We start from the raw sequence: 19,066 nt of genomic DNA, 5'->3' as shown, positions 1-19,066 counted from the left end.
CTTTCGCACCCCGTCGGGGTGCGCGGCCGGTCCCGGGAACGGGCCGGGCCGCGGAACGCGAGTGCGTGGAGCGCCATGGCGAGCACCGGGACACCCCCCGACACCCCCGACCGCCCCGACGGCCCCGACGACCCCGGCGGCGAACGGCCCCGGCCCTCCGACGCGGGCCGGGTCCTGGGCCGCTGGAAGAACTGGCTCACCCCGGTGGTGCTCAGCGCCCTGGTCGCACTGGGCCTGTCCCTGCTCTACATGGGCAACATCCTGACGCCGCAGAAGCACCTCCACCACATGCCGATCGCGCTGGTCGACTCCGACGCCGGACCGCCGCTGCCCGGCCAGTCCCGCCCGCTCGGCGCCGAGGTCGCCGACCGGGTGGTGGCCGGCAGCCCGCCGGGGGAGGTCGACTGGCGGCGGGTCAGCCGCGAGGAGGCCCAGCGCCAGCTGTCCTCCGGCAAGGTCTACGGCGCCCTGGTGGTGCCGGAGGACTTCTCCCGCGCGGTGGCCGCACTGACCACCGCGGAGGCGCCCGCCCGACCGAGGATCCAGGTGCTCACCAACCCCGGCACGGGCAGCCTCGGCTCCGGCATCGCCAGTCAGATCAACCAGACCGCCGCGCACCGGGCCTCCCGGGAGATCGGCCAGCAGTTGTCCGCCGCTGCCACCACGAAGACCGCCGAGGTGTTCCTCGCCGACCCGGTCGAGGTGGCCGTCGAGGTGGGCCACCCGATCGGCGAGCGCACCGGTGCCGGGCTCGGCGCGTTCTACTTCACCCTGCTGCTGCTCCTGGCGGGGTTCATGACCGCGAACATCGTGCACGCCGGACTCGACGTCTCGATGGGCTTCGCGGACGCCGAGATCGGCCCGTTCCACCTGCGCGAACCCACCCTGCGGATCAGCCGCACCCAGGTCCTGCTGGCCAAGATGGGCATGACGGCGGGCGTCTCGCTGGTCTCCGCCAGCCTGGTGATGCTCGCCGCGACCGTGATCCTCGACATGGACGCCCCGCACGCCGGCCAGCTGTGGCTGTACTCCTACTGCGCCGTCACCACCGTCGGCCTCGGCGTGCTGGCGATCATCGCCGCGTTCGGCAACGTCGGGCAACTGGTCGCGATGTTCGTGTTCATCGCCTTCGACCTGCCCGCCTCCGGCGCGACCGTCCCGCTGAGCGCCTCGCCGGGCTTCTACCGCTTCCTCGGCGTGTTCGAGCCGATGCGGCAGATGGTCGACGCCGTCCGGTCGATCCTGTACTTCGACGCCCGGGCCGGCGCCGGACTGGTCCGCGGCTGGCTGATGCTGCCGCTGGGCATCGTGGTGGCGCTGCTCTTCGGCTTCGGCATGACCCGCTACTACGACCGCCGGGGCATGCGCTTCGAGCCCGGCCACCGCTCCTGACCCGCCGTCGGGGCGCCCGGCCGGCACCGGTCGCCCCGCCGGGCCGTCGCCACCGGAGTACCTGCCCGACCCGCTGATCCCGTTCCGCGGCTCCCGCTTCCACCAGCGCACCACCGTCACCGCCGCGCCCGGCGCCACCGTCGTGCTCGGCGAGACCATCACCGCCGGACGGCTCGCCCGCGGCGAACGGCACGACTACCGGGTGCTCGCCACCGACCTGGAGATCGCCCGCCCCGACGGCACCCTGCTCGCCGTCGACACCCTGCGGCTCACCCCCGGCGGCGGTCGCGGCGCCGTCACCGGGCCCGCCGTGTTCGCCGGGCACGACCACCTCGCCACCCTGTTCGCGGTCAGCGGCCTGCGCCCCGCCGCCGAGATCGCCGACACCCTGCACCGCGCCCTCGACGGCAGCGGCCTGCGCTACGGCGTCTCCACCCTGCCCGAGGACAGCGGCGCCTGGCTGCGCCTGCTGGAGGACAGCCCCGTGCGCACCGCCGCCGCCCTGGACGCCGCCTGGCGGGCCGTCCGGCTGCTGCTCACCGGCGAGCCCGCACCCGCCCTGCGCAAGACCTGACCGCCCGCCCGTCCGCCCGCCCGTTTCGGGAGGTACCCCCCGTGCTCTCCGCGCCCCGCCGATGCCCCCGGCCTGCAACGCCGGTGACACGGCCTGGCCGCCGGCCGCCACCGCCGTGGTCCTGCCCGACGTGGTCGGCGTGCACGGCGTCGGCGGACTCCCGGGCTGCTCATGGTCGGCCTGCTCGCCACCGCTCGGATCAGCGGCGCCGAGGGCCTGTTCTACGGCGCCGTCCGCGGCGACGGCGAACTCGTCCGGAAGATCACCGAGTCGATCAGAGCCGGGCGCGAGGGGGGCAGCCGACCGGCCGCGCCCGGTACGGTGCGGGGGACGCGCCCGGGACGCCCCGCGAAGCACCCGGGGGGAGCCCGGGGGGGAACCCGGCCCCGGAAACGCGAAAGGCAGGGAGCTCGCACTCTCCTGCCGTTATCAAACTTATACCGTAAGGGGGGCCTTGCCGCAAGGCCCCCTCGATGCCGCACAATCGCTGATCTGAACCGGGGACCCGCGCGAACAGCACAGACGGGGCAGACCGCGAACAGCACGCGGACGGAGCGCGGCCCACCCGGCAGCGGATCGGAGTCACCACCCATGAACCAGCCGACGACCAGCGCCTTCGACCTCCCCGAGCGGCTCGCCGCCAAGGCGGACCCGGCCCTGATCGCCGCCGACGACCGGCACTTCGCCGAGGTCGCCGACACCCTGCGCCGGGACACCGCGGAGCTGACCGCGCGCCTGGAGCAGGTGCGCCGCAGCCCTGGCGGGGCCGGGCAGGCGGCGATGGACCGCGACAACGAGGTGCACCAGCTCTCCGCCCGGCTGCGCACCCTCAGCCGGTTCGGCCACGACCTGTGCCTGGGCCGGATCGTCCGCGCCGACGACCCCGAGCCCGTCTACATCGGCCGCCTCGGCCTCGCCGACGCCGACGGGCGCCGCCTGCTGGTCGACTGGCGCTCGCCCGCCGCCGAACCCTTCTTCGCCGCCACCCACGCCAACCCGATGGGCCTGGTCAGCCGCCGCCGCTACCGCTGGCAGCGCGGCCGGGTCGGCGACTACTGGGACGAGGTGTTCACCGCCGACGGCCTCGAGGGCCACGCCGCGCTGGACGACCAGTCCGCGTTCATCGCCAGCCTGGGCAGCTCCCGCTCCGAGCGGATGCGCGACGTGCTGGCCACCATCCAGGCCGACCAGGACGCCATCATCCGGGCCGGCTCGCGCGGCGCCCTGGTCGTCGACGGCGGCCCCGGCACCGGCAAGACCGTCGTCGCCCTGCACCGCACCGCCCACCTGCTGTACTCCGACCCGCGGCTGGGCCACCGCAAGGGCCGCGTCCTGTTCGTCGGCCCGCACCAGCCGTACCTGGCGTACGTCTCCGACGTGCTGCCCAGCCTCGGCGAGGAGGGCGTGCAGACCTGCACCCTGCGCGACCTGCTGCCCGAGGGCGCCGCCGTCGAGCCCGAGCCCGACCCCGAGGTGGCCCGGCTCAAGGCCGCCGCCGGCATGGTGCGCGCCATCGAGAAGGCCGTCGCCGTGTACGAGGAGCCGCCCGCCGAGGGCCGCAAGCTCTCCACCGAGTGGTACGAGCTGTGGATCGACCCGGAGGACTGGTCCGAGGCGTTCGCCGCCCCCGGCCCCGGCACCCCGCACAACGAGGCCCGCCAGCAGATCCTCGACGAACTGATCACCATCCTGCTCGACAAGAACGCCGACTCCTTCGACGACGAGGACGGCATCTCGCCCGAGGTGCTCCGCCGCGAACTGCGCCGCGACCCCGAACTGCTCGGCGCGCTGCGCCGCGCCTGGCCGATCCTGGAGCCCACCGACCTGGTCGGCGACCTGTGGACCGTCCCCGCCTACCTGCGGCTGTGCGCGCCCTGGCTCGGCCGCGAGGAGATCCGCGCCCTGCAGCGCACCGACCCCGCCGCCTGGACGCTCTCCGACCTGCCGCTGCTGGACGCCGCCCGCCGCCGCCTCGGCGACACCGACGCCGACCGCCGCGAGCGCGCCCACCGGGCCCGGCTGGCCGCCGAACGCGAGATGATGGACGGCGTCGTCGACCACCTGCTGAACGCCGACTACGACAGCGAGGGCGCGGTCGCCATGCTGCGCGGCGCCGACCTGCGCGACGCGCTGATCGACCACACCGAGACCGAGCCCGTCGACCCCGACCTGCTGGCCGGGCCGTTCGCCCACATCGTGGTCGACGAGGCGCAGGAACTCACCGACGCCGAGTGGCAGATGCTGATCGCCCGCTGCCCCTCCCGCTCCTTCACCATCGTCGGCGACCGCGCCCAGGCCAGGCACGGCTTCACCGAGTCCTGGACGGAACGCCTGGAGCGGGCCGGCCTGGACCGGGTCACCCTCACCTCGCTGACCGTCAACTACCGCACCCCCGAAGAGGTGATGGCCGAGGCCGAGCCGGTCATCCGGGCCGCGCTGCCCGACGCCAACGTCCCCACCTCGATCCGGCGCAGCGGAGTGCCCGTCCACCACGGCGCCCGCGCCGAACGCGACGCGCTGCTGGAGACCTGGCTGGCCGAGCACCCCGAGGGCACCGCCTGCGTGATCGGCGACCCGCTCTTCCCCGGCCTGCCCCGGGTCCGCTCGCTCAGCCCCGAACTGGTCAAGGGGCTGGAGTTCGACCTGGTGGTGATCATCGACCCGGAGGCGTTCGGCGACGGCATCGAGGGCGCCGTGGACCGCTACGTCGCGATGACCCGCGCCACCGGGCAGCTGGCGATCCTGCGCTGACCGTTCCCCGCCCGGCCGCTCCCCGCCCGGCCGCCACCCGCAACCCCCTGCGGGCGGCGGCCGGTTCGCGCATACTCGACCCCGTGCCCGAAGACCCGCCGCCCCCGTGCGCGCCGCCCCACCCCGACCTGCGGGCGCCCTACCTGGACCGCGAGTCGGCGGCCGCGCTGGCCGCCCGCGGCGGGGTGCCCGCCCCGCTGACCCCCGACGGGCTGGCGCGGTGGCAGCGGCGGGACGCCGCCCGGCGGCCGAGACCGACGCTGCGCCAACTCGCCGACGGCGGAAGGTTCGAGGCGGCCGAGCACGACGCGGACGGGGTCACCGTGGTCTCCGGCCGCCCGGCCGGAGCGGACGGCGCGCTGCCCGCCCTGCTGTACCTGCACGGCGGCGGCCTGATCGGCGGCAACGCGTACGCCGTACTGCCGCGCGTGCTGCGGGAGTTGGCACGGCCGCTCGGGCTGACCGTGCTCTCCGTCGAGTACCCGCTCGCCCCCGCCGCCCGCTACCCGGCCCCGCTGCACGCCTGCCGCACCGCCCTGCGCTGGGCCGCCGCGCACGCCGGGCGGCTGCGGATCGACCCCGGGCGGATCGTGCTCGCCGGCAAGAGCGCCGGCGGCGGGCTGGCCGCCGCGCTCGCCCTGCTGCTGCGCGACGGGGGCGACCCGGCGCCGCTCGGCCAACTCCTGCTCAGCCCGATGCTGGACGACCGCGGCGCCACCGCCTCCGCCCGGCAGGCCGCCGGCCACGACACCTGGGACGCCGTCTCCAACACCACCGCCTGGCGGGCCGCCCTCGGCCCGCTGCACGGCACCCCCGACCTCCCGCCCTACGCCGCCCCCGCCCGCTCCCGCGACCTCTCCGGCCTCCCACCCGCCTACCTGGAGGTCGGCTCCGCCGAGACCTTCCGCGACGAGGTCACCGCCTACGCCGACGCCCTGTGGCGCGCCGGCGGCCACGCCGAACTCCACGTCTGGCCCGGCGCCTGCCACGGCTTCGACACCCTCGCCCCGCGGTCCGCCCTCAGCCGCACGGCGACCGCGGCCCGGACGGACTGGCTGCGCCGGCTGCTCGGCTGCGCCGCCTGAGACGGATCAGCCGGGCAGGCGGGTGTCGGTCCAGCCGGTGTCCGTCCAGCCGCCGGCGGTGCGGGTGTGGCGGCGGCGCAGGTGGTGGCGGTCGGGGGAGGCCTGCCAGAACTCGGCCTGGGCGGCGTGCAGGGCGTAGCAGTGCAGGGCGGGGGAGGGGGTGGTGCAGCCGGGGGAGGGGCGGACCGGGCCGCGCAGGCGGACTTGGCGGCCCTGGGCGGGCCAGTAGGCGGTGAGGGCGGCGTCGGGGCGGGCGGCGAGCTGGCGGGCCTTGGGGGAGTCGGGTTCGGTCCAGAAGTGCCAAGCGGCGGCGGGGAGTTCGACGTCCCGCAGGACGAGCACCCGGGCGTCCGGGCGGCCCTCGGCGTCGACGGTGGAGAGCGTCAGCACCTGGGCGTCCGGGGCGCCGGCGGCCAGGGCGTCCAGCAGCCAGGCGGTGAACAGCTCGGCGGGGTCGGTGGGCCCGTGGTCCGGCGGCGGGTAGGCGGGGGCGGCCAGCACCGGGTGGGCGAGCAGGGCGCGGACGAGGGGGGAGGGGGTGTCGGTCATCGGGATTCCAGGGGGTCGTCGTCGGGCGGCGCCGGCCGGCCGGCCCGGTGGTTCGCGGGGCGGACGTGGCGGCGGCGCCCCTCGTCCTGCCCGCGCCCGCGCTTCGGTCTCCCCGGCACGGGACCCACACTGACGGTTCGCGGCCGTGGGGACAAGCGGATTCGCGGGGCGGGGTCACCCGATCGGGCGGCTTATTAGACTCGATGTCGATAAGAGTGGTCGAACCCCTTGTCGGGCCCGCTACCCGCGAGTAGTTTGCCGGTGTGCCCACCGGGTCCGCCCCGGCCCGCCCCACCCGTCCGCCGCGCGTCAGGAGGCACCCCCATGCCCCGCCCCACCCCGCCCGTCACCGTGCACGACAGCCTGGTGCTCGAACCGCGCGACGTGCACTTCGACTGGTCCGAGCTGCCCCTGCACTGGATCCCCGACGAGCCGATGGCCACCCACACCATCAACGTCCTGCACCTGCTGCTGCCCGAGGGCGAGCGGTGGTTCGTCAAGGTGTTCAAGGACGCGCTGCCGCTGATCCGGGACGAGCAGCTGCGCGAGGAGGTGCTCGGCTTCATCGGGCAGGAGGCGATCCACGCCGAGGCCCACCAGGAGGTGCTCGACCACCTGCTCGGCCAGGGCCTCGACCCCCGCCCCTACGTCCGGCAGATCAGCTGGCTGTTCCGCCGCGTCCTCGGCGACAAGCCCGGACTGACCGCCCGCCAGCGCCGCGAGAACACCATCGAACGGGTCGCCTTCGTCGCCGCGATCGAGCACTTCACCGCCTTCCTCGGCGACTGGGCCCTCAACTCGCCCGGCCTCGACCGCGCCGAGGCCGACCCCACCATGCTCGACCTGCTGCGCTGGCACGGCGCCGAGGAGGTCGAGCACCGCAGCGTCGCCTTCGACCTGATGCGCCACCTCGACCCCGGCTACCTGCGCCGCGTCCGGGGCATGTTCGTCTCCGGCCCGCTCCTGGTCCACCTGTGGGTCCGCGGCGCCCGCTTCATGCTCGCCGCCGACCCCACCCTGGAGGGCCGCCTCGTCCCCACCTGGCGCGAGGCCCGGCGTGCCGCGCGGCGCGGCCTGCTCCCCGAGCCGGGGCGCTTCCTGCGCTCCGCCGCCCGCTATCTCGGCCCCGGCTACCACCCCACCCGCGAGGGCAGCTCCTCGCAGGCCCTCGCCTACCTCGCGAAGTCGCCCGCCGCCCGGGCCGCCGCGACGCACTGAGCCGGGCGGGACGCGAAACCGGGGGGCGGGGAGCTGCGCGAGGGGGAACGGGACCTCGGAAAGATCCGGCCTGCCCGGAACCCGCATCCCGTCCGTGGCCCGCGCGGAGCGTCCCACCCCCCAGGGGCCCCGCCCACCTGCAACCGCCCCTCCGTGCAAGGACCCTGCCCGCGTCCCGTTCCCCTCGCGCGGTTCCCCGCCCTCCCGACCGGCGCGAACGCCACTTGGAGCCGACCCCATGGATCTCGAAACGCCGCCCCCCGACCTCTACGGACGCCCGCGCGCAGACCGGTTCTTCGCCCGGCTGACCGCCTTCGGCGACTGGTACGGCCCCGCGCTGGGCCGACCCGGGCTGCGGCGCAGCCCGCGTCGGGGCGAGGCGCGGGGGGTGCCGCCGCTGTACCTGGTGGTGGTCTCGCACCGGGTGGTCGCCGAGGACGTGGTGGAGCTGCGGCTGGGCGACCCCTCCGGCGGGGCGCTGCCGCCCTGGCAGCCCGGGGCGCGGATCGTGCTGACCCTGCCGTCCGGGCGGGAGCGCCACTACTCGCTGTGCGGGGACCCGGCCGACCGGCACGTCTACCGGATCGCGGTGCGCCGGATCGCCGACGGCGGCGGCGGCTCCGTCGAGGTGCACGACGCGCTGCACGTGGGCGTGCGCCTGCGGGTGCGCCGCCCGCGCAACGGCTTCGCCTTCTGCGGGGAGGAGAGGGTGCTGTTCCTGGCCGGCGGCATCGGCGTCACGCCGCTGCTCCCGATGGCCCGGGCCGCCCAACGGGCAGGGCTCGACTGGCGGTTGGTGCACACCGGCCGCACCGCCGCCGCGCTCCCGTTCACCGCCGAGCTGACCGCGCTCGACCCGGCCCGGGTGCACGTGCGCACCGACGACGAGCACGGCGTCCCCGACGCGGCCGAACTGCTCGCGCACGCCCCCCGGGGCGCCGCCGTCTACGTGTGCGGGCCCGCGCCGATGCTGCTCGCCGTCCAGCGCGCGCTGCCCGCCTCGCCCGCCGCCGCACTGCACTTCGAGCGCTTCGGGGCCGCGCCGGTCCGGGACGGCCGACCGTTCGGCCTCCGGATCGGTGACACGACGCTGACCGTCCCGGCGGACCGCTCCGCGCTGGACGTCGCCCGCGAACTGCGGCCCGACCTGCCCTACTCGTGCAAGCAGGGCTTCTGCGGGACGTGCGTGCTCAAGGTCTCCGCCGGGACGCCCGAGCACCGCGACCGCCGACTGACCGAGGAGCAGCGGGCCGCCGGCCTGGTGCTGCCGTGCGTGTCCCGGGCCGCCGAGGGCGAGACCCTCGTCCTGGAGGTGTGAGATGCCGGACCAGCCGCGATTCCCCTACGGCGAGAAGGACCTGGCGAAGTTCCGGGAGGCCCAGCAGCTGGCCTACCACTGCGCCGAGCAGGTCGCCGCCTGGATCGAGCCCGGCGTCACCGAGCGACAGGCCACCGCCGAACTGCGCCGCTGCCTGGTGCGGGCCGGGGTGCGGGACTTCTTCCACGTGCCGTTCGCCTGGTTCGGCGACCGCACCGCGTTCCGGCACTTCCACACCCCGCTGCAGTTCTTCGCCGGCTCCCGCGTCCTGGCCGAGGGCATGCCGTACGTGCTGGACTGCGCGCCCGTGGTGGACGGCTACACCGCCGACATCGGCTACGGCGGCAAGGTCGGCGAGAACCCCGTCTGGGACCTGCTCGCCAAGGACCTGCGGACCTACCGCGAGCTGATCCTGCGCGAGGTCAGGGCCCGCCGCACCCTCGCCGAGGTGTACGCCGCCGTCGACGCCCAACTCGCCGCGCACGGCTACGACAACCGCCACCAGGTCTACCCGGGCCGGGTGATCGGCCACCAGGTGACCAGGAGCACCGCCCGCGGCCCGGCCGGCGTCAGCCTGTTCGGCTTCGGGGTGCGTACGCTGCAGACCCTCGGACGCGAACTGGTGAAGGAGCGGCTGGAGGGCCGCTCCCCGCTGTGGGCGGGCGGCCGGGCCTCCCGGCACGCCCCGACGCCCGGCCTGTGGGCGGTCGAGCCGCACATCGGCTTCCGCGACGTGGGCATCAAGTTCGAGGAACTCCTCGTGGTCACCGACGAGGACGCGTACTGGCTCGACGACGACCTGCCGCACGTGCGGCGCTGGGCACTCCAGGAGGACGCAGCATGACCGGCCGCAGCAACGGGACCCGCCGACGCACCGTCGACTCCGGGGGCCTCGCCCTCGCCGTGTACGAGCAGGGCGACCCGGCCGACCCGACGGTGATCCTGGTGCACGGCTACCCCGACGACCACTCGGTCTGGGACGACGTCGCCGCCGACCTGGCCGCCGACCACCACGTGGTGCGCTACGACACCCGCGGCTCCGGCGCCTCCGGGGTGCCCGCCGCCCGCGAGGACTACCGGCTCGAACTGCTCGGACAGGACCTGTACGCCGTCGCCGACGCCGTCAGCCCCGACCGCCCGGTGCACGTGGTAGCCCACGACTGGGGCAGCGTCCAGTCCTGGGAGGCCGTCACCACGCCCGGCGCGTACCGGCGGATCGCCTCCTACACCACGATGTCCGGCCCGTGCCTGGACCACATGGGGTACTGGATCAGGCACCGGCTGCGCCGCCCCACCCCCCGGCACCTGGCCCAGCTGCTGCGCCAGGGCGCCCACTCCTGGTACATCGCGCTGTTCCAACTGCCCGTCCTCGCCCCCGCCGCCTGGCGGCTCGGCCTGGCCCGGCTGTGGCCCCGCGTGCTGCGCGACCTGGAGGCCGTCCGCACCCGCCCCGGCCACCCGCAGGCCACCCTCGCCCAGGACGCCGTGCACGGCATCGAGCTGTACCGGGCCAACATGAGCCCCCGGGTCCGGGCCCCGCGCGAGCGGTACACCGAGGTGCCGGTGCAGCTGGTCACCCTGCAACGCGACCGCTACGTCTGCGACTTCCTCTCCGAGGGCCTGGAGCGCTGGGTGCCCCGGCTCACCCGGCGCACCCTGAACGCCACCCACTGGTCCGCGCTGCTGGAGCAGGGCCCCACGGTGGCCGCGATGGTGCGCGAGTTCACCGCCCGCGACCACGGCGCCCTCCGCCAGGAGCCCTCCGCCACGGGCGAGCTGGTCGTGGTCACCGGTGGCGGCAGCGGCATCGGCCGGGCCACCGCGCTCGCCTTCGCCGACCGGGGCGCCCGGGTCGTGGTCTGCGACCGCGACCTGCCCGCCGCGCAGCGCACCGCCGAACTGTGCGAGCTCTCCGGCGCCAAGGCCGCCGCCTACCTGGTCGACGTCGGCGACGGCGCGGCCGTCGACGCCTTCGCCGAGCGGGTCGCCGCCGAGCACGGCGTCCCCGACGTGGTCGTCAACAACGCCGGCATCGGCCACTCCGGCACCTTCCTGGAGACCACCGAGGAGGAGTGGCGGCGCGTCCTGGACGTCAACCTGTGGGGCGTCATCCACGGCTGCCGCGCCTTCGGGCGGCTCATGGTCGAGCGCGGCACCGGCGGCCACCTCGTCAACCTCGCCTCCGCCGCCGCGTACCTACCCGCCAAGCGACTCGCCGCGTACGCCACCTCCAAGTCCGCGGTCTTCATGCTCTCCGACTGCCTGCGCGCCGAACTCGCCCCGCACCGCATCGGCGTCTCCACCATCTGCCCCGGCATCGTCAACACCAACATCACCCGCACCTCCACCTTCTCCGGCCTCGACGACGAGGCCCTCGCCGCCAAGCAGGCCAAGGTCTCCAAGCTGTACGCCCGCCGCGGCTTCCCCCCGGAGAAGGTCGCGGCCGAGATCGTCCGCGCCGTCCGCACCCGCAAGCCCGTCGTCCCGGTCACCGTCGAGGCGAAGGCCGCCCGGCTGCTCGGCCGGCTCAGCCCGGCGCTGCTGCGCAGGGCGGCCCGGATCGACGCGGGCTGAGCCCCGGACCGGCCGCCCCGGTAGGCCGGCCGTCCGTGGACCTGACGACGATGGCCGGACCGCTCGCCTCCTTCGCCCTGGTGGTGGGCCTGCTCACGCTCACCCCGGGGCTCGACACCGCGCTGATCCTGCGCACCGCCGTCCTGGGGCGGCGGCGCCAGGCGTGGGGCGTGGTGCTCGGCATCCAGACCGGCACGCTGATCCGGGGCACCGCCTCCGCGGCCGGGATCAGCGTGCTGCTCACCGCCTCCCGCCTCGGGTACGAGGCGCTGCGCTGGGCGGGCGTCTGCTACCTGCTGTGGACGGGCGCGCGGATGCTGCGCGACCGGCACGCGGCACCCGAGGAGGACGTCGCCGACCCGGGCGCCGGCGGCGGCTGGTGGGCCGGCTGGCGGCGCGGGGCGCTCACCAACCTGCTCAACCCCGAGGTCGGCGTCTTCTACGCGGCCGTCCTGCCGCCGTTCATCCCGGCGGGCGCCCCGCACCTCGCCGCCGGCGTGCTGCTGACCTCCGTCCACGTGGTCGAGGGCCTGCTCTGGTCCGCCGCCCTGATCGGTTTCGCCCGCACCCTGCGGGCCTGCCTGCGCCGCCCCGCCGTCCGCCGCCTGCTCGACCGCGCCACGGGCGTGGCGGTGCTCGGCTTCGGCGCGAAGCTCGCCCTCGGCGACTGATCGGTGCGGCGGTGCGCCTGTTGCCTCAGCCCCTCAGCTTGTCGATCCCGGCCCGCAGTTCGTCCGCCGACATGCACGGCGTCAGCGTGACCTTGGCGCCCAGCTGCACCCACAGCGGCTCCATCGTGGTGACCAGCGAGGACTCCTGGTCCACGTCCACGACCAGGGTGAACCCGCGGTGGCCGTTCAGCGGGTAGAAGTACGCGGCCTCGGGCCGCAACTGCTCCATCAGCCGGCCCATCGTCTCGGGCATCTTCCCGCTGGTGATCAGCTCGTTGGACTTGTCGGTGTCGATCTCCGCGACGATCAGGGTTCGCATCGCACGCCTCCTGGGCCTGTTCGGGCTTCCGCGAGCCGTTCCATTCTCCTGCGCCCACCCACCCCGGTCACGCCGGAACGTCCGCTGCGAGAAGCGGCCGGTGCCCGACACCGTCGTGTTCTTCCTCGCCCCCGACGACGCCGCGGCCGCACCCCACCGGGCAGGGGGCGCCGGGCAGGCAGGTCGGCAGGTCGACAAGTCGGTAGGGCGAGAGGTCGACGGAGCGATCTCCCGTGCGCCCTCCGCGTGCCCGCCGTGCGCCCGGCGGGGCCCCGGTCCGGCCTGGTCGGCCGGGTGCGTCCCGTGCCGGGGGCGAGCAGGGGCCCCGGCGACAATCTGATGCTCCGTCAGGAGGGGGCGCACGGGGCGCACGCGGATCCGACCGGCGTGCTTCGTGACGGGCCGTCAATTTCCTTGTATCGCAACCCGGATGCTCGCATTCCACTTAACATTCGGCCAAAAGAGGTGCGCTCCGGGCCGTTCGGACGGTCTTCCGGCGGCGGTCCGGCGAGCCTCCCCCCGCCGACGACGAGAGCAGGGCATGACCCAGACGGAACAACAGACCAGGGCGCCCGTACCGGGCGCGGGCCGGCGGCGGGCCGAACGGGCCGCCGCCGTGGTGGCGGCCTTCGCGGCGGCCACCGCCGTCGCCGCCCCGACCGCCTCCCCGGCCACCGCGGACGGCGCGGTGACGGTGCGGGTGGTCCGGGCGGTGGACGAGAGCGGAACGTGGAGCCCGGCGCTGGAGCCGGGCATGGGCGGGGTGACCGTCACCCTGACCGGCGAGGACGGCGCGGTGCGCACCGGCGTCACGGCCGCCGACGGCACCGTGACGCTCACCCCGGCCAAGGCCACCCCCAGCGGCAGGTACCGGGTGGAGGTGGTCAACCCGAAACCCGGCGTGCTCCACCCGGCGTTCGCCGCCCGCGAGGGCCTCACCGGGGCGCCGAACAAGCTGAGCAGCAACGAGGAGTTCGTCGACCTCTCGGCCGGCAAGCAGGCCGCCCTCACCACCGGCCTGTGGAACCCCGCCGACTACTGCCAGCGCAACGCCCCGCTGGCCACCGCCTGCCAGCCGCCGACCGACGCCCCGGCGGGCCGGCGCACCCTGCTGACCTTCCCCTACCGGTCGCGCGGCGTGAACAAGGACGTCACCGACGTCGCCACCAGCGGCGACACCGGCAACGTCTTCGGCATCGCCTGGAACCGGGACGACCAGCGGCTGTTCAGCTCCGCCCAGGCCAAGCGCGCCACCGCGTACGGCCCCGGCGGGCCGGGGGCGATCTACGTCACCGACCCGGCGAAGAAGACCACTTCGCTGTTCGCGACCGTCCCGAACGCCGGAACGACCGCGCACACCGGTGGCGACGACGCGGCGTTCCTGCCCGCCGTCGGCAAGGAGAGCCTCGGCGGGCTCAAGCTCACCGAGGACGGCCGCGACCTGTACGTGGTCAACCTGCACGACCGCCGGCTGTACCGGTACGACGCCACCGCCCCGACCGCGTCCGCGCCCAAGGCCGTCTACACCGTCCCGTCCGGCGGCTGCCCGTCGCCCGACGACTGGCGCCCGTACGGCCTCGGCATGCAGGACGGGGTCGGCTACGTCGGCGGCGTCTGCTCCGGCCAGTCGACCGGGAGGATCACCGACCTGCGGGCCGTCGTGCTGCCCTTCGACCCGGCCACCGGCGCCTTCGGGCCGGCCGTGCTCGACCAGCCGCTCGACCACCGCGGCACCCCGGCGGCCGGCTGCGCGGGCTACTACTGGTACCCGTGGCAGGACGACCAGCCGACGCAGAACGGCCAGGTCTGCGGCCTCAACCCGGAGCCCGAACTCGGCGAGGTCGGCTTCGAGACCGACGGCTCGATGCTGCTGGCCTTCCGCGACCGGTACGCCGACCAGGCCGCCGCCGCCCCGCCCGAGGGGCAGCCGCTGCCCAACGGCTTCGTCTACGTGCTCGCCTCGGCCGACCTCAACAAGGCCTGCGAGTCCGGCGGCGCGTACGTGCTGGACGTCAACCTCGGCTGCGGGCAGACCACCCGGGGCAAGGGCTTCTTCGACCTGAGCCGGCCCTACCCCGGCGGCCACCCGTACCCGGCGTTCGCCGGCCTGGCGCTGTCCAGGGTCGAGGACTCCATCGCCGCCTCCGGCTACGACGTCTCCAACAACATCGTCACCGCCGGCACCATGTTCACCCTGCGCACCGGCGCACCCGACCCGGGCTTCGGCAACGAACTGTCCGACGGCCGCTCGCGCTTCGGCAAGGGCGCCGCGATGGCCGACCTCGAAGTGCTCTGCGACCGCGCCCCGCTGCAGATCGGCAACCGGGTCTGGTACGACCCCGAGCGCTCCGGCCTGCAACTGCCGCAGCAGCGGCCCGTCCCCGGTGTCACCGTCCACCTGTACGACGCGGACGGCAAACTGGTCGGCACCACGAAGACCACCGCCCGGGGCGAGTACTACTTCGACGACGGCAACGTCACCGGCGGGCTGAAGCCGAGGACCGCCTACACCATCCGGCTCGACGACCCCGCCGACTACGCCGAGGGCGGCCCGCTGCACCACTGGGTCCCGACCGGGGACAACGTCGGCGACAACCGCCTGACCGACTCCGACGGCACCGTCCCGAAGGGCGGCACCTACGTCGAACGGGCGCTCACCACCGGCGGCCCCGGCCAGGACGACCACAGCTTCGACTTCGGCTTCCAGCGGCAGCGCGGCGCGCTGCGCCTGGTCAAGCACGACCAGGACGGCAAGCCGCTGCCCGGTGCGGTCTTCCAGCTGTGGCGCGAGACCAACGGCACCCCGGGCCTGCAACCCGAGGACGGCAAGGTCGGCGACCCGTGCACCACCGGCGAGGACGGCACCTGCGCCGAGCAGGCCGACCTCGGCACCTACTACTGGCAGGAGGTCAGCCCGCCCAAGGGCTACCAGGCCCCCGAGCGGCCGGTCCTCGGGCCGGTCGTGCTGGACGACGCGCACCTCGACGCGGGCATCACCACCACCGCCGTCAACACCGCCGTCCCGCCGGCTCCCAGCCCGAGCCCGACGCCCACCCCGACACCCACCCCGGCGCCCACCACCCCGGCCCCGCCCGCGCCGCCGCAGGCCCGCCCGGCGCCGTCCGGCAGCCTCGCCAGCACCGGCACGGACGGGACCGTCCCGTTCGCGCTGGCCGGCGGCGCCCTGCTGCTGGCCCTCGGCACCGGCCTGGTGGTCGTGGCGAGGAGGCGCCGCGGCGACTGACGCACCGTCGAGAACGGGGCCCCGGGCACGGACCCGGGGCCCCGCCCGCCGAACCCCAGCCCCCCGCGGAGGAACCCGTGGCAACGCAGAAGAAGAACCGCCGGCGGTACGCGGTGGCCGCCGCGCTGACCGCCGTCCTGGCCGCCGCCGGCGGCGTGACGGCCTGGCAGGTCGCCGCCCGCGAGGACGGCGGCCGCCCGCTCACCACCGAGGAGGCGTCCCGGCTGGCGCTGTCCCGGTTCACCCTCCACGGGACGAGCCCCGCCGCCGTCGACCTGACCGTCCAGGAGGGCGGCGGGACGACCGTCGAGGTGCACGGCGTGATCGACTACCGCACCCGGCACGCCGCCGGCAGCTACCGGGTCACCGGCGGCCGGGGCGTCCTGGACGAAGGACTGGTCGTCTGGGACGCCGGCGGCCTCGGCCTCGCCAAGGCCCCCGCCGGGGCCGCCGGCCAGCCCTGGGAACAGGCCGAACACGTCCCGCGCACCGGCTGGACCTCCCGCCCCTACGGCACCGACCCGCTCGACGCCGGACTCGACCTCGCCGTCCAACTCGGCGCCGACCGCCCCGACAACCCGCTGCTGCTCGCCCAGGCCGGGCCCCGCCGGCTCGGCCGGGACCGGATCGACGGCCGCGACCACGACCGGATCTCCGGCCCCCGCCCGCGCGAGGCCGCCACCGACGGCGACACCTCGCCGCTCACCTACTGGATCGACGCCGACGGCGGCCTGCGCCGCGTCAGCATGCGGATGCCCGGGATCGGCACCCCCACCACCCTCGACTTCCACGGGCAGCGGGCCGGGGCGAAGCTCCCCGAGGCCCCCTGGGCGACAGCGGGCTGAGGTGGCCTCAGGAGCCCGACGGCAGCGGGTAGGAACCCGGGTCGACCGCCCCCGGCAGGCCGACGGCGGGCACCGCGGGGGCGTGCGGATCGGGCAGCGAGGGCTGCCCGGGCGGCACCGGCACCGCGTTGAACGCCGTCCCCGGCGGGGCCTGCACCCCCGCCGCCCGCCCGGCCGGGACGGGGCCCGCGCCCGCCGCGTCGCAGGCCGCCAGCCGCTCCAGCTCCGGCGGGCTCTGGGTGGACGGCCCGTTGCCGGTGAAGCAGTTGCCCGGATCGGCCGCCGAACTCACCAGGTCCACCCCGTTGCCGGTGACGCTGTTGCCGGTCACCCGGTTGCCCGACGCCGGGTGCCCCGGCGGATCGGTCACCACCACGCCCGCCGCCCGGTTGCCGCGCACCAGGTTCCGCTCCACCCGGTTGCCCGTGCCGCCGCCGATCCCGATCCCGATCCCGAACCCGCCGTCCGCCTGCTCGGGCGAGTCCGCCGCGTTGTTGTCCGCCACCACGTTGCCCGCGATCACCGCCGCGTGCTGCGGCGCCAGCGACTCCAGGTCGTTGGAGTTGACCGTCACCCCGACCCGGTTGCCCACCACCCGGTTGCCCACCACCGTCAGGTTCTCCGACGCGTTGGTGATCTCGATCCCCACCGCGTTGCGCTCCACCGTGTTGCCCCGCACCAGGGTGTCGCACGGCCTGCACTGCCCCACGTAGATCCCCGAATCGGCCTGCCCCGACGCGTACGACTCCTCGATCACCCCGCCGCGCGCGTCGAACGCGTAGATCCCGTACAGCGCGTTCCCGTACGCCGTCACCCGCGTCGCCCGGAAGCCCTCCACCGCCGGGAACCGGGTGGTGTCCAGCGGGTCGTACGCCGAACCGCCCGCACCGTGCCGCTGCAGCTTCTCGTCGGTGACGCCGGTGAACAGCACGCCGTTGGCCAGGTAGCCGCGCACGGTCAGGTTCTCCACCACGCCGCCCGCACCGGTCACCGTGACGCCGTTGACCAGCTTCAGCCCGCCGTCGAACACCACCGCGTTCCGGTCCGTCCCGCGCAGCACCACCCGCGGCCTGGTCACCCGCACGCTCTCCCGGTACGTCCCCGGCCCGACCAGCACCAGGTCGCCCGGGTCCGCGACGTCCACCGCCCGCTGCACGGTCGGGAAGTCCTCCGGCACCCGGAGCACCGTCCCCGGCGGGTGCCGGTCGGCCGACGCGCCGCCGCCGCCCGGGGAACAGGCCGCCGCCGCCGGGAACAGCAGCAGCGCGGCGCCGAGCAGTGACCGGCCCGTCCTGAACTGACGGGACATCAAACGCGAGGAAGAGAGGCGAAGTTGCATGAAACGTGTTCTATCGTCTGCAATGGCGGCCATGCACACCGAACCGGGGAACCCGCAGGACCGCAGCACGCCGGACCGGCCCCGGATCGACCGCCGCACCCTGTTCACCGCCGGAGCCGCCCTCGTCGCGGGAGCGGCCGGAGCAGCCGGGGCCGCCACCCTCGCCCACGAGGACCGGCCCGCCACCGCCGCCCCGCCACCCCCCGCGGCCGTCCCGTTCCACGGCGCCCGGCAGAGCGGCGTCGTCCACCGCCAGCTCCCCGCCACCCGGCTGCTCGCCCTCGACCTGCCCGCCGACGCCGACCGCACCGCCCTGCGCACCCTGCTCGCGGCCACCGGGGACGTCCTCGCCCGGGCCGCCGACGGCACCCTCGCCGACCCCCGGCTGACCGGCACCCCGCCGCTCACCTCGCTCGCCGCGATCGGACCCGCCCTCGCCACCCGCCTCCACCTCCCCGCCCCCGACGGCTTCGCCGAACTCCCCGCCCTCCCCGGCGACCGCCTCGACCCGGCCCGCGGCGGCGGCGACCTGCTGCTCCAGGTCGCCGCCGAACAGCCCTGGACCACCGGCATCCTGACCGAACACCTGCTCACCGCCGCCACCGCCGCCGGCGCCAACCTCCGCTGGCACCAGGGCGGCTTCCTGCCCCCCGCCCCCGACGGCCAGACCCCCCGCAACCTGTTCGGCTTCAAGGACGGCACCGCCAACCCCGACCCCGCCGACCCCGCCCTCTGGCACCAGGACGGCACCGTCCTGGTCTACCGCCGGATCCGGATGGACACCGCCGCCTTCGCCGCCCTCCCCGCCGACGCCCGCGAACTCGCGATGGGCCGCCGCGCCGACACCGGCGCCCCGCTCACCGGCAGCGCCGAACGCGACGACCCCGACATCTACGCCAAGCACCCCGACGGCTCCTACGTCATCCCCGCCACCGCCCACGTCCGCCTCAGCAGCCCCCGCCTCGACGGCGGCGCCCGGATGCTCCGCCGCGGCTGGTCCTACGACGACGCCCCCACCGACCGGGGCCTGCTCTTCTGCGCCTTCATGCGCGACCCCGCCCTCTTCACCCGCGTCCAGACCCGCCTCGCCGAACGCGACGCGCTCACGCCGTTCCTGACGCACACGGCCTCGGCGGTGGCGTGGGTGCTGCCGGGGGCGCGGGAGGGGGAGCGGCTGGGGGCGGGGG

At 75.6% G+C, this 19,066-nt stretch carries 14 protein-coding genes and 1 pseudogene; 12 read left to right on the top strand and 3 right to left on the bottom strand.

The window, feature by feature from the left end:
• The first annotated feature begins 75 nt into the window (after nt 1-75).
• From OO48_RS02055 to OO48_RS02040, 4 genes and pseudogenes are all read left to right on the top strand, one after another.
• Nucleotides 76-1,392: a DUF3533 domain-containing protein gene (locus tag OO48_RS02055; protein ID WP_033212212.1), complete on the top strand. Its 1,317-nt coding sequence runs from the start codon at nt 76-78 to the stop codon at nt 1,390-1,392.
• Between the two features lie 55 nt (nt 1,393-1,447).
• Nucleotides 1,448-1,966, top strand: a pseudogene (locus OO48_RS02050) (urease accessory protein UreD); the annotation flags it as partial.
• A gap of 591 nt (nt 1,967-2,557) precedes the next feature.
• A complete protein-coding gene (gene helR / locus OO48_RS02045) occupies nt 2,558-4,717 on the top strand; it encodes an RNA polymerase recycling motor ATPase HelR (RefSeq protein ID WP_033212210.1) in 2,160 nt (719 codons plus the stop codon).
• 83 nt (nt 4,718-4,800) lie between these two features.
• Complete coding sequence (locus OO48_RS02040) at nt 4,801-5,802, top strand: alpha/beta hydrolase (protein WP_245194497.1); 1,002 nt, start codon at nt 4,801-4,803, stop codon at nt 5,800-5,802.
• Nucleotides 5,803-5,808: 6 nt separating this feature from the next.
• Here the strand turns inward: OO48_RS02040 and OO48_RS40550 are convergent, their stop codons facing one another.
• Complete coding sequence (locus OO48_RS40550; protein WP_051731631.1) at nt 5,809-6,351, bottom strand: pyridoxamine 5'-phosphate oxidase family protein; 543 nt, start codon at nt 6,349-6,351, stop codon at nt 5,809-5,811.
• A gap of 324 nt (nt 6,352-6,675) precedes the next feature.
• Here OO48_RS40550 and OO48_RS02030 point away from each other — a divergent pair, with 324 nt between their 5' ends.
• The 5 genes from OO48_RS02030 to OO48_RS02010 all read left to right on the top strand — a co-directional run bounded on the left by OO48_RS02030 (nt 6,676) and on the right by OO48_RS02010 (nt 12,132).
• Nucleotides 6,676-7,569 carry a metal-dependent hydrolase gene (locus OO48_RS02030; protein ID WP_033212209.1) on the top strand — a complete coding sequence of 298 codons (894 nt, stop codon included), beginning with the start codon at nt 6,676-6,678 and terminating at the stop codon, nt 7,567-7,569.
• 238 nt (nt 7,570-7,807) lie between these two features.
• A complete protein-coding gene (locus tag OO48_RS02025; RefSeq protein ID WP_033212207.1) occupies nt 7,808-8,887 on the top strand; it encodes a PDR/VanB family oxidoreductase in 1,080 nt (359 codons plus the stop codon).
• A 1-nt stretch (nt 8,888) separates the two neighbouring features.
• A complete protein-coding gene (locus OO48_RS02020) occupies nt 8,889-9,731 on the top strand; it encodes a M24 family metallopeptidase (protein WP_051731630.1) in 843 nt (280 codons plus the stop codon).
• Nucleotides 9,728-11,461 carry an SDR family oxidoreductase gene (locus OO48_RS02015; protein ID WP_033212205.1) on the top strand — a complete coding sequence of 578 codons (1,734 nt, stop codon included), beginning with the start codon at nt 9,728-9,730 and terminating at the stop codon, nt 11,459-11,461. The genes OO48_RS02020 and OO48_RS02015 overlap by 4 nt, the downstream gene beginning before the upstream one ends.
• 50 nt (nt 11,462-11,511) lie before the next feature.
• A complete protein-coding gene (locus tag OO48_RS02010) occupies nt 11,512-12,132 on the top strand; it encodes a LysE family translocator (RefSeq protein ID WP_033212203.1) in 621 nt (206 codons plus the stop codon).
• 25 nt (nt 12,133-12,157) lie between these two features.
• Here OO48_RS02010 and OO48_RS02005 read toward each other — a convergent pair whose 3' ends face one another.
• Nucleotides 12,158-12,451, bottom strand: coding sequence for a hypothetical protein (locus OO48_RS02005; protein ID WP_033212201.1), 294 nt, complete (start codon nt 12,449-12,451; stop codon nt 12,158-12,160).
• Between the two features lie 541 nt (nt 12,452-12,992).
• On the opposite strand from OO48_RS02005, the gene OO48_RS02000 reads away from it, so the two are divergent.
• Together OO48_RS02000 and OO48_RS01995 are read left to right on the top strand one after the other, a co-directional pair.
• Entirely contained in the window at nt 12,993-15,695 is a 2,703-nt protein-coding gene (locus OO48_RS02000; RefSeq protein WP_033212200.1) for an SdrD B-like domain-containing protein, read from the top strand.
• A gap of 77 nt (nt 15,696-15,772) precedes the next feature.
• Complete coding sequence (locus tag OO48_RS01995; RefSeq protein ID WP_051731629.1) at nt 15,773-16,540, top strand: hypothetical protein; 768 nt, start codon at nt 15,773-15,775, stop codon at nt 16,538-16,540.
• A 7-nt stretch (nt 16,541-16,547) separates the two neighbouring features.
• On the opposite strand, the gene OO48_RS01990 is transcribed toward OO48_RS01995, so the two are convergent.
• The gene (locus OO48_RS01990) at nt 16,548-17,849 is read right to left on the bottom strand and encodes a right-handed parallel beta-helix repeat-containing protein (RefSeq protein ID WP_051731628.1); all 1,302 of its coding nucleotides are present in this window, start codon (nt 17,847-17,849) and stop codon (nt 16,548-16,550) included.
• 61 nt (nt 17,850-17,910) lie between these two features.
• Between OO48_RS01990 and OO48_RS01985 the strand changes: the two genes are divergently transcribed.
• Nucleotides 17,911-19,066 (top strand): Dyp-type peroxidase (locus OO48_RS01985; RefSeq protein WP_245194496.1); only part of this gene is annotated, 1,156 nt, incomplete at its 3' end.

Origin of the sequence: Kitasatospora phosalacinea (assembly GCF_000716545.1) — a bacterium.
Lineage (GTDB): Bacteria > Actinomycetota > Actinomycetes > Streptomycetales > Streptomycetaceae > Kitasatospora > Kitasatospora phosalacinea.
The sequence above is the reverse complement of the archived record's forward strand: the minus strand, read 5'-3'. Positions and strand labels throughout refer to the sequence as shown.

Coding starts and splice junctions, on each gene's coding strand:
- OO48_RS02015 (WP_033212205.1), top strand. CDS start 9,728: ATGACCGGCCGCAGCAACGGGACCCGCCGACGCACCGTCGACTCCGGG.
- OO48_RS02010 (WP_033212203.1), top strand. CDS start 11,512: ATGGCCGGACCGCTCGCCTCCTTCGCCCTGGTGGTGGGCCTGCTCACG.
- helR (WP_033212210.1), top strand. CDS start 2,558: ATGAACCAGCCGACGACCAGCGCCTTCGACCTCCCCGAGCGGCTCGCC.
- OO48_RS02020 (WP_051731630.1), top strand. CDS start 8,889: ATGCCGGACCAGCCGCGATTCCCCTACGGCGAGAAGGACCTGGCGAAG.
- OO48_RS02005 (WP_033212201.1), bottom strand. CDS start 12,451: ATGCGAACCCTGATCGTCGCGGAGATCGACACCGACAAGTCCAACGAG.
- OO48_RS02025 (WP_033212207.1), top strand. CDS start 7,808: ATGGATCTCGAAACGCCGCCCCCCGACCTCTACGGACGCCCGCGCGCA.
- OO48_RS01990 (WP_051731628.1), bottom strand. CDS start 17,849: ATGTCCCGTCAGTTCAGGACGGGCCGGTCACTGCTCGGCGCCGCGCTG.
- OO48_RS02000 (WP_033212200.1), top strand. CDS start 12,993: ATGACCCAGACGGAACAACAGACCAGGGCGCCCGTACCGGGCGCGGGC.
- OO48_RS40550 (WP_051731631.1), bottom strand. CDS start 6,351: ATGACCGACACCCCCTCCCCCCTCGTCCGCGCCCTGCTCGCCCACCCG.
- OO48_RS02055 (WP_033212212.1), top strand. CDS start 76: ATGGCGAGCACCGGGACACCCCCCGACACCCCCGACCGCCCCGACGGC.
- OO48_RS02030 (WP_033212209.1), top strand. CDS start 6,676: ATGCCCCGCCCCACCCCGCCCGTCACCGTGCACGACAGCCTGGTGCTC.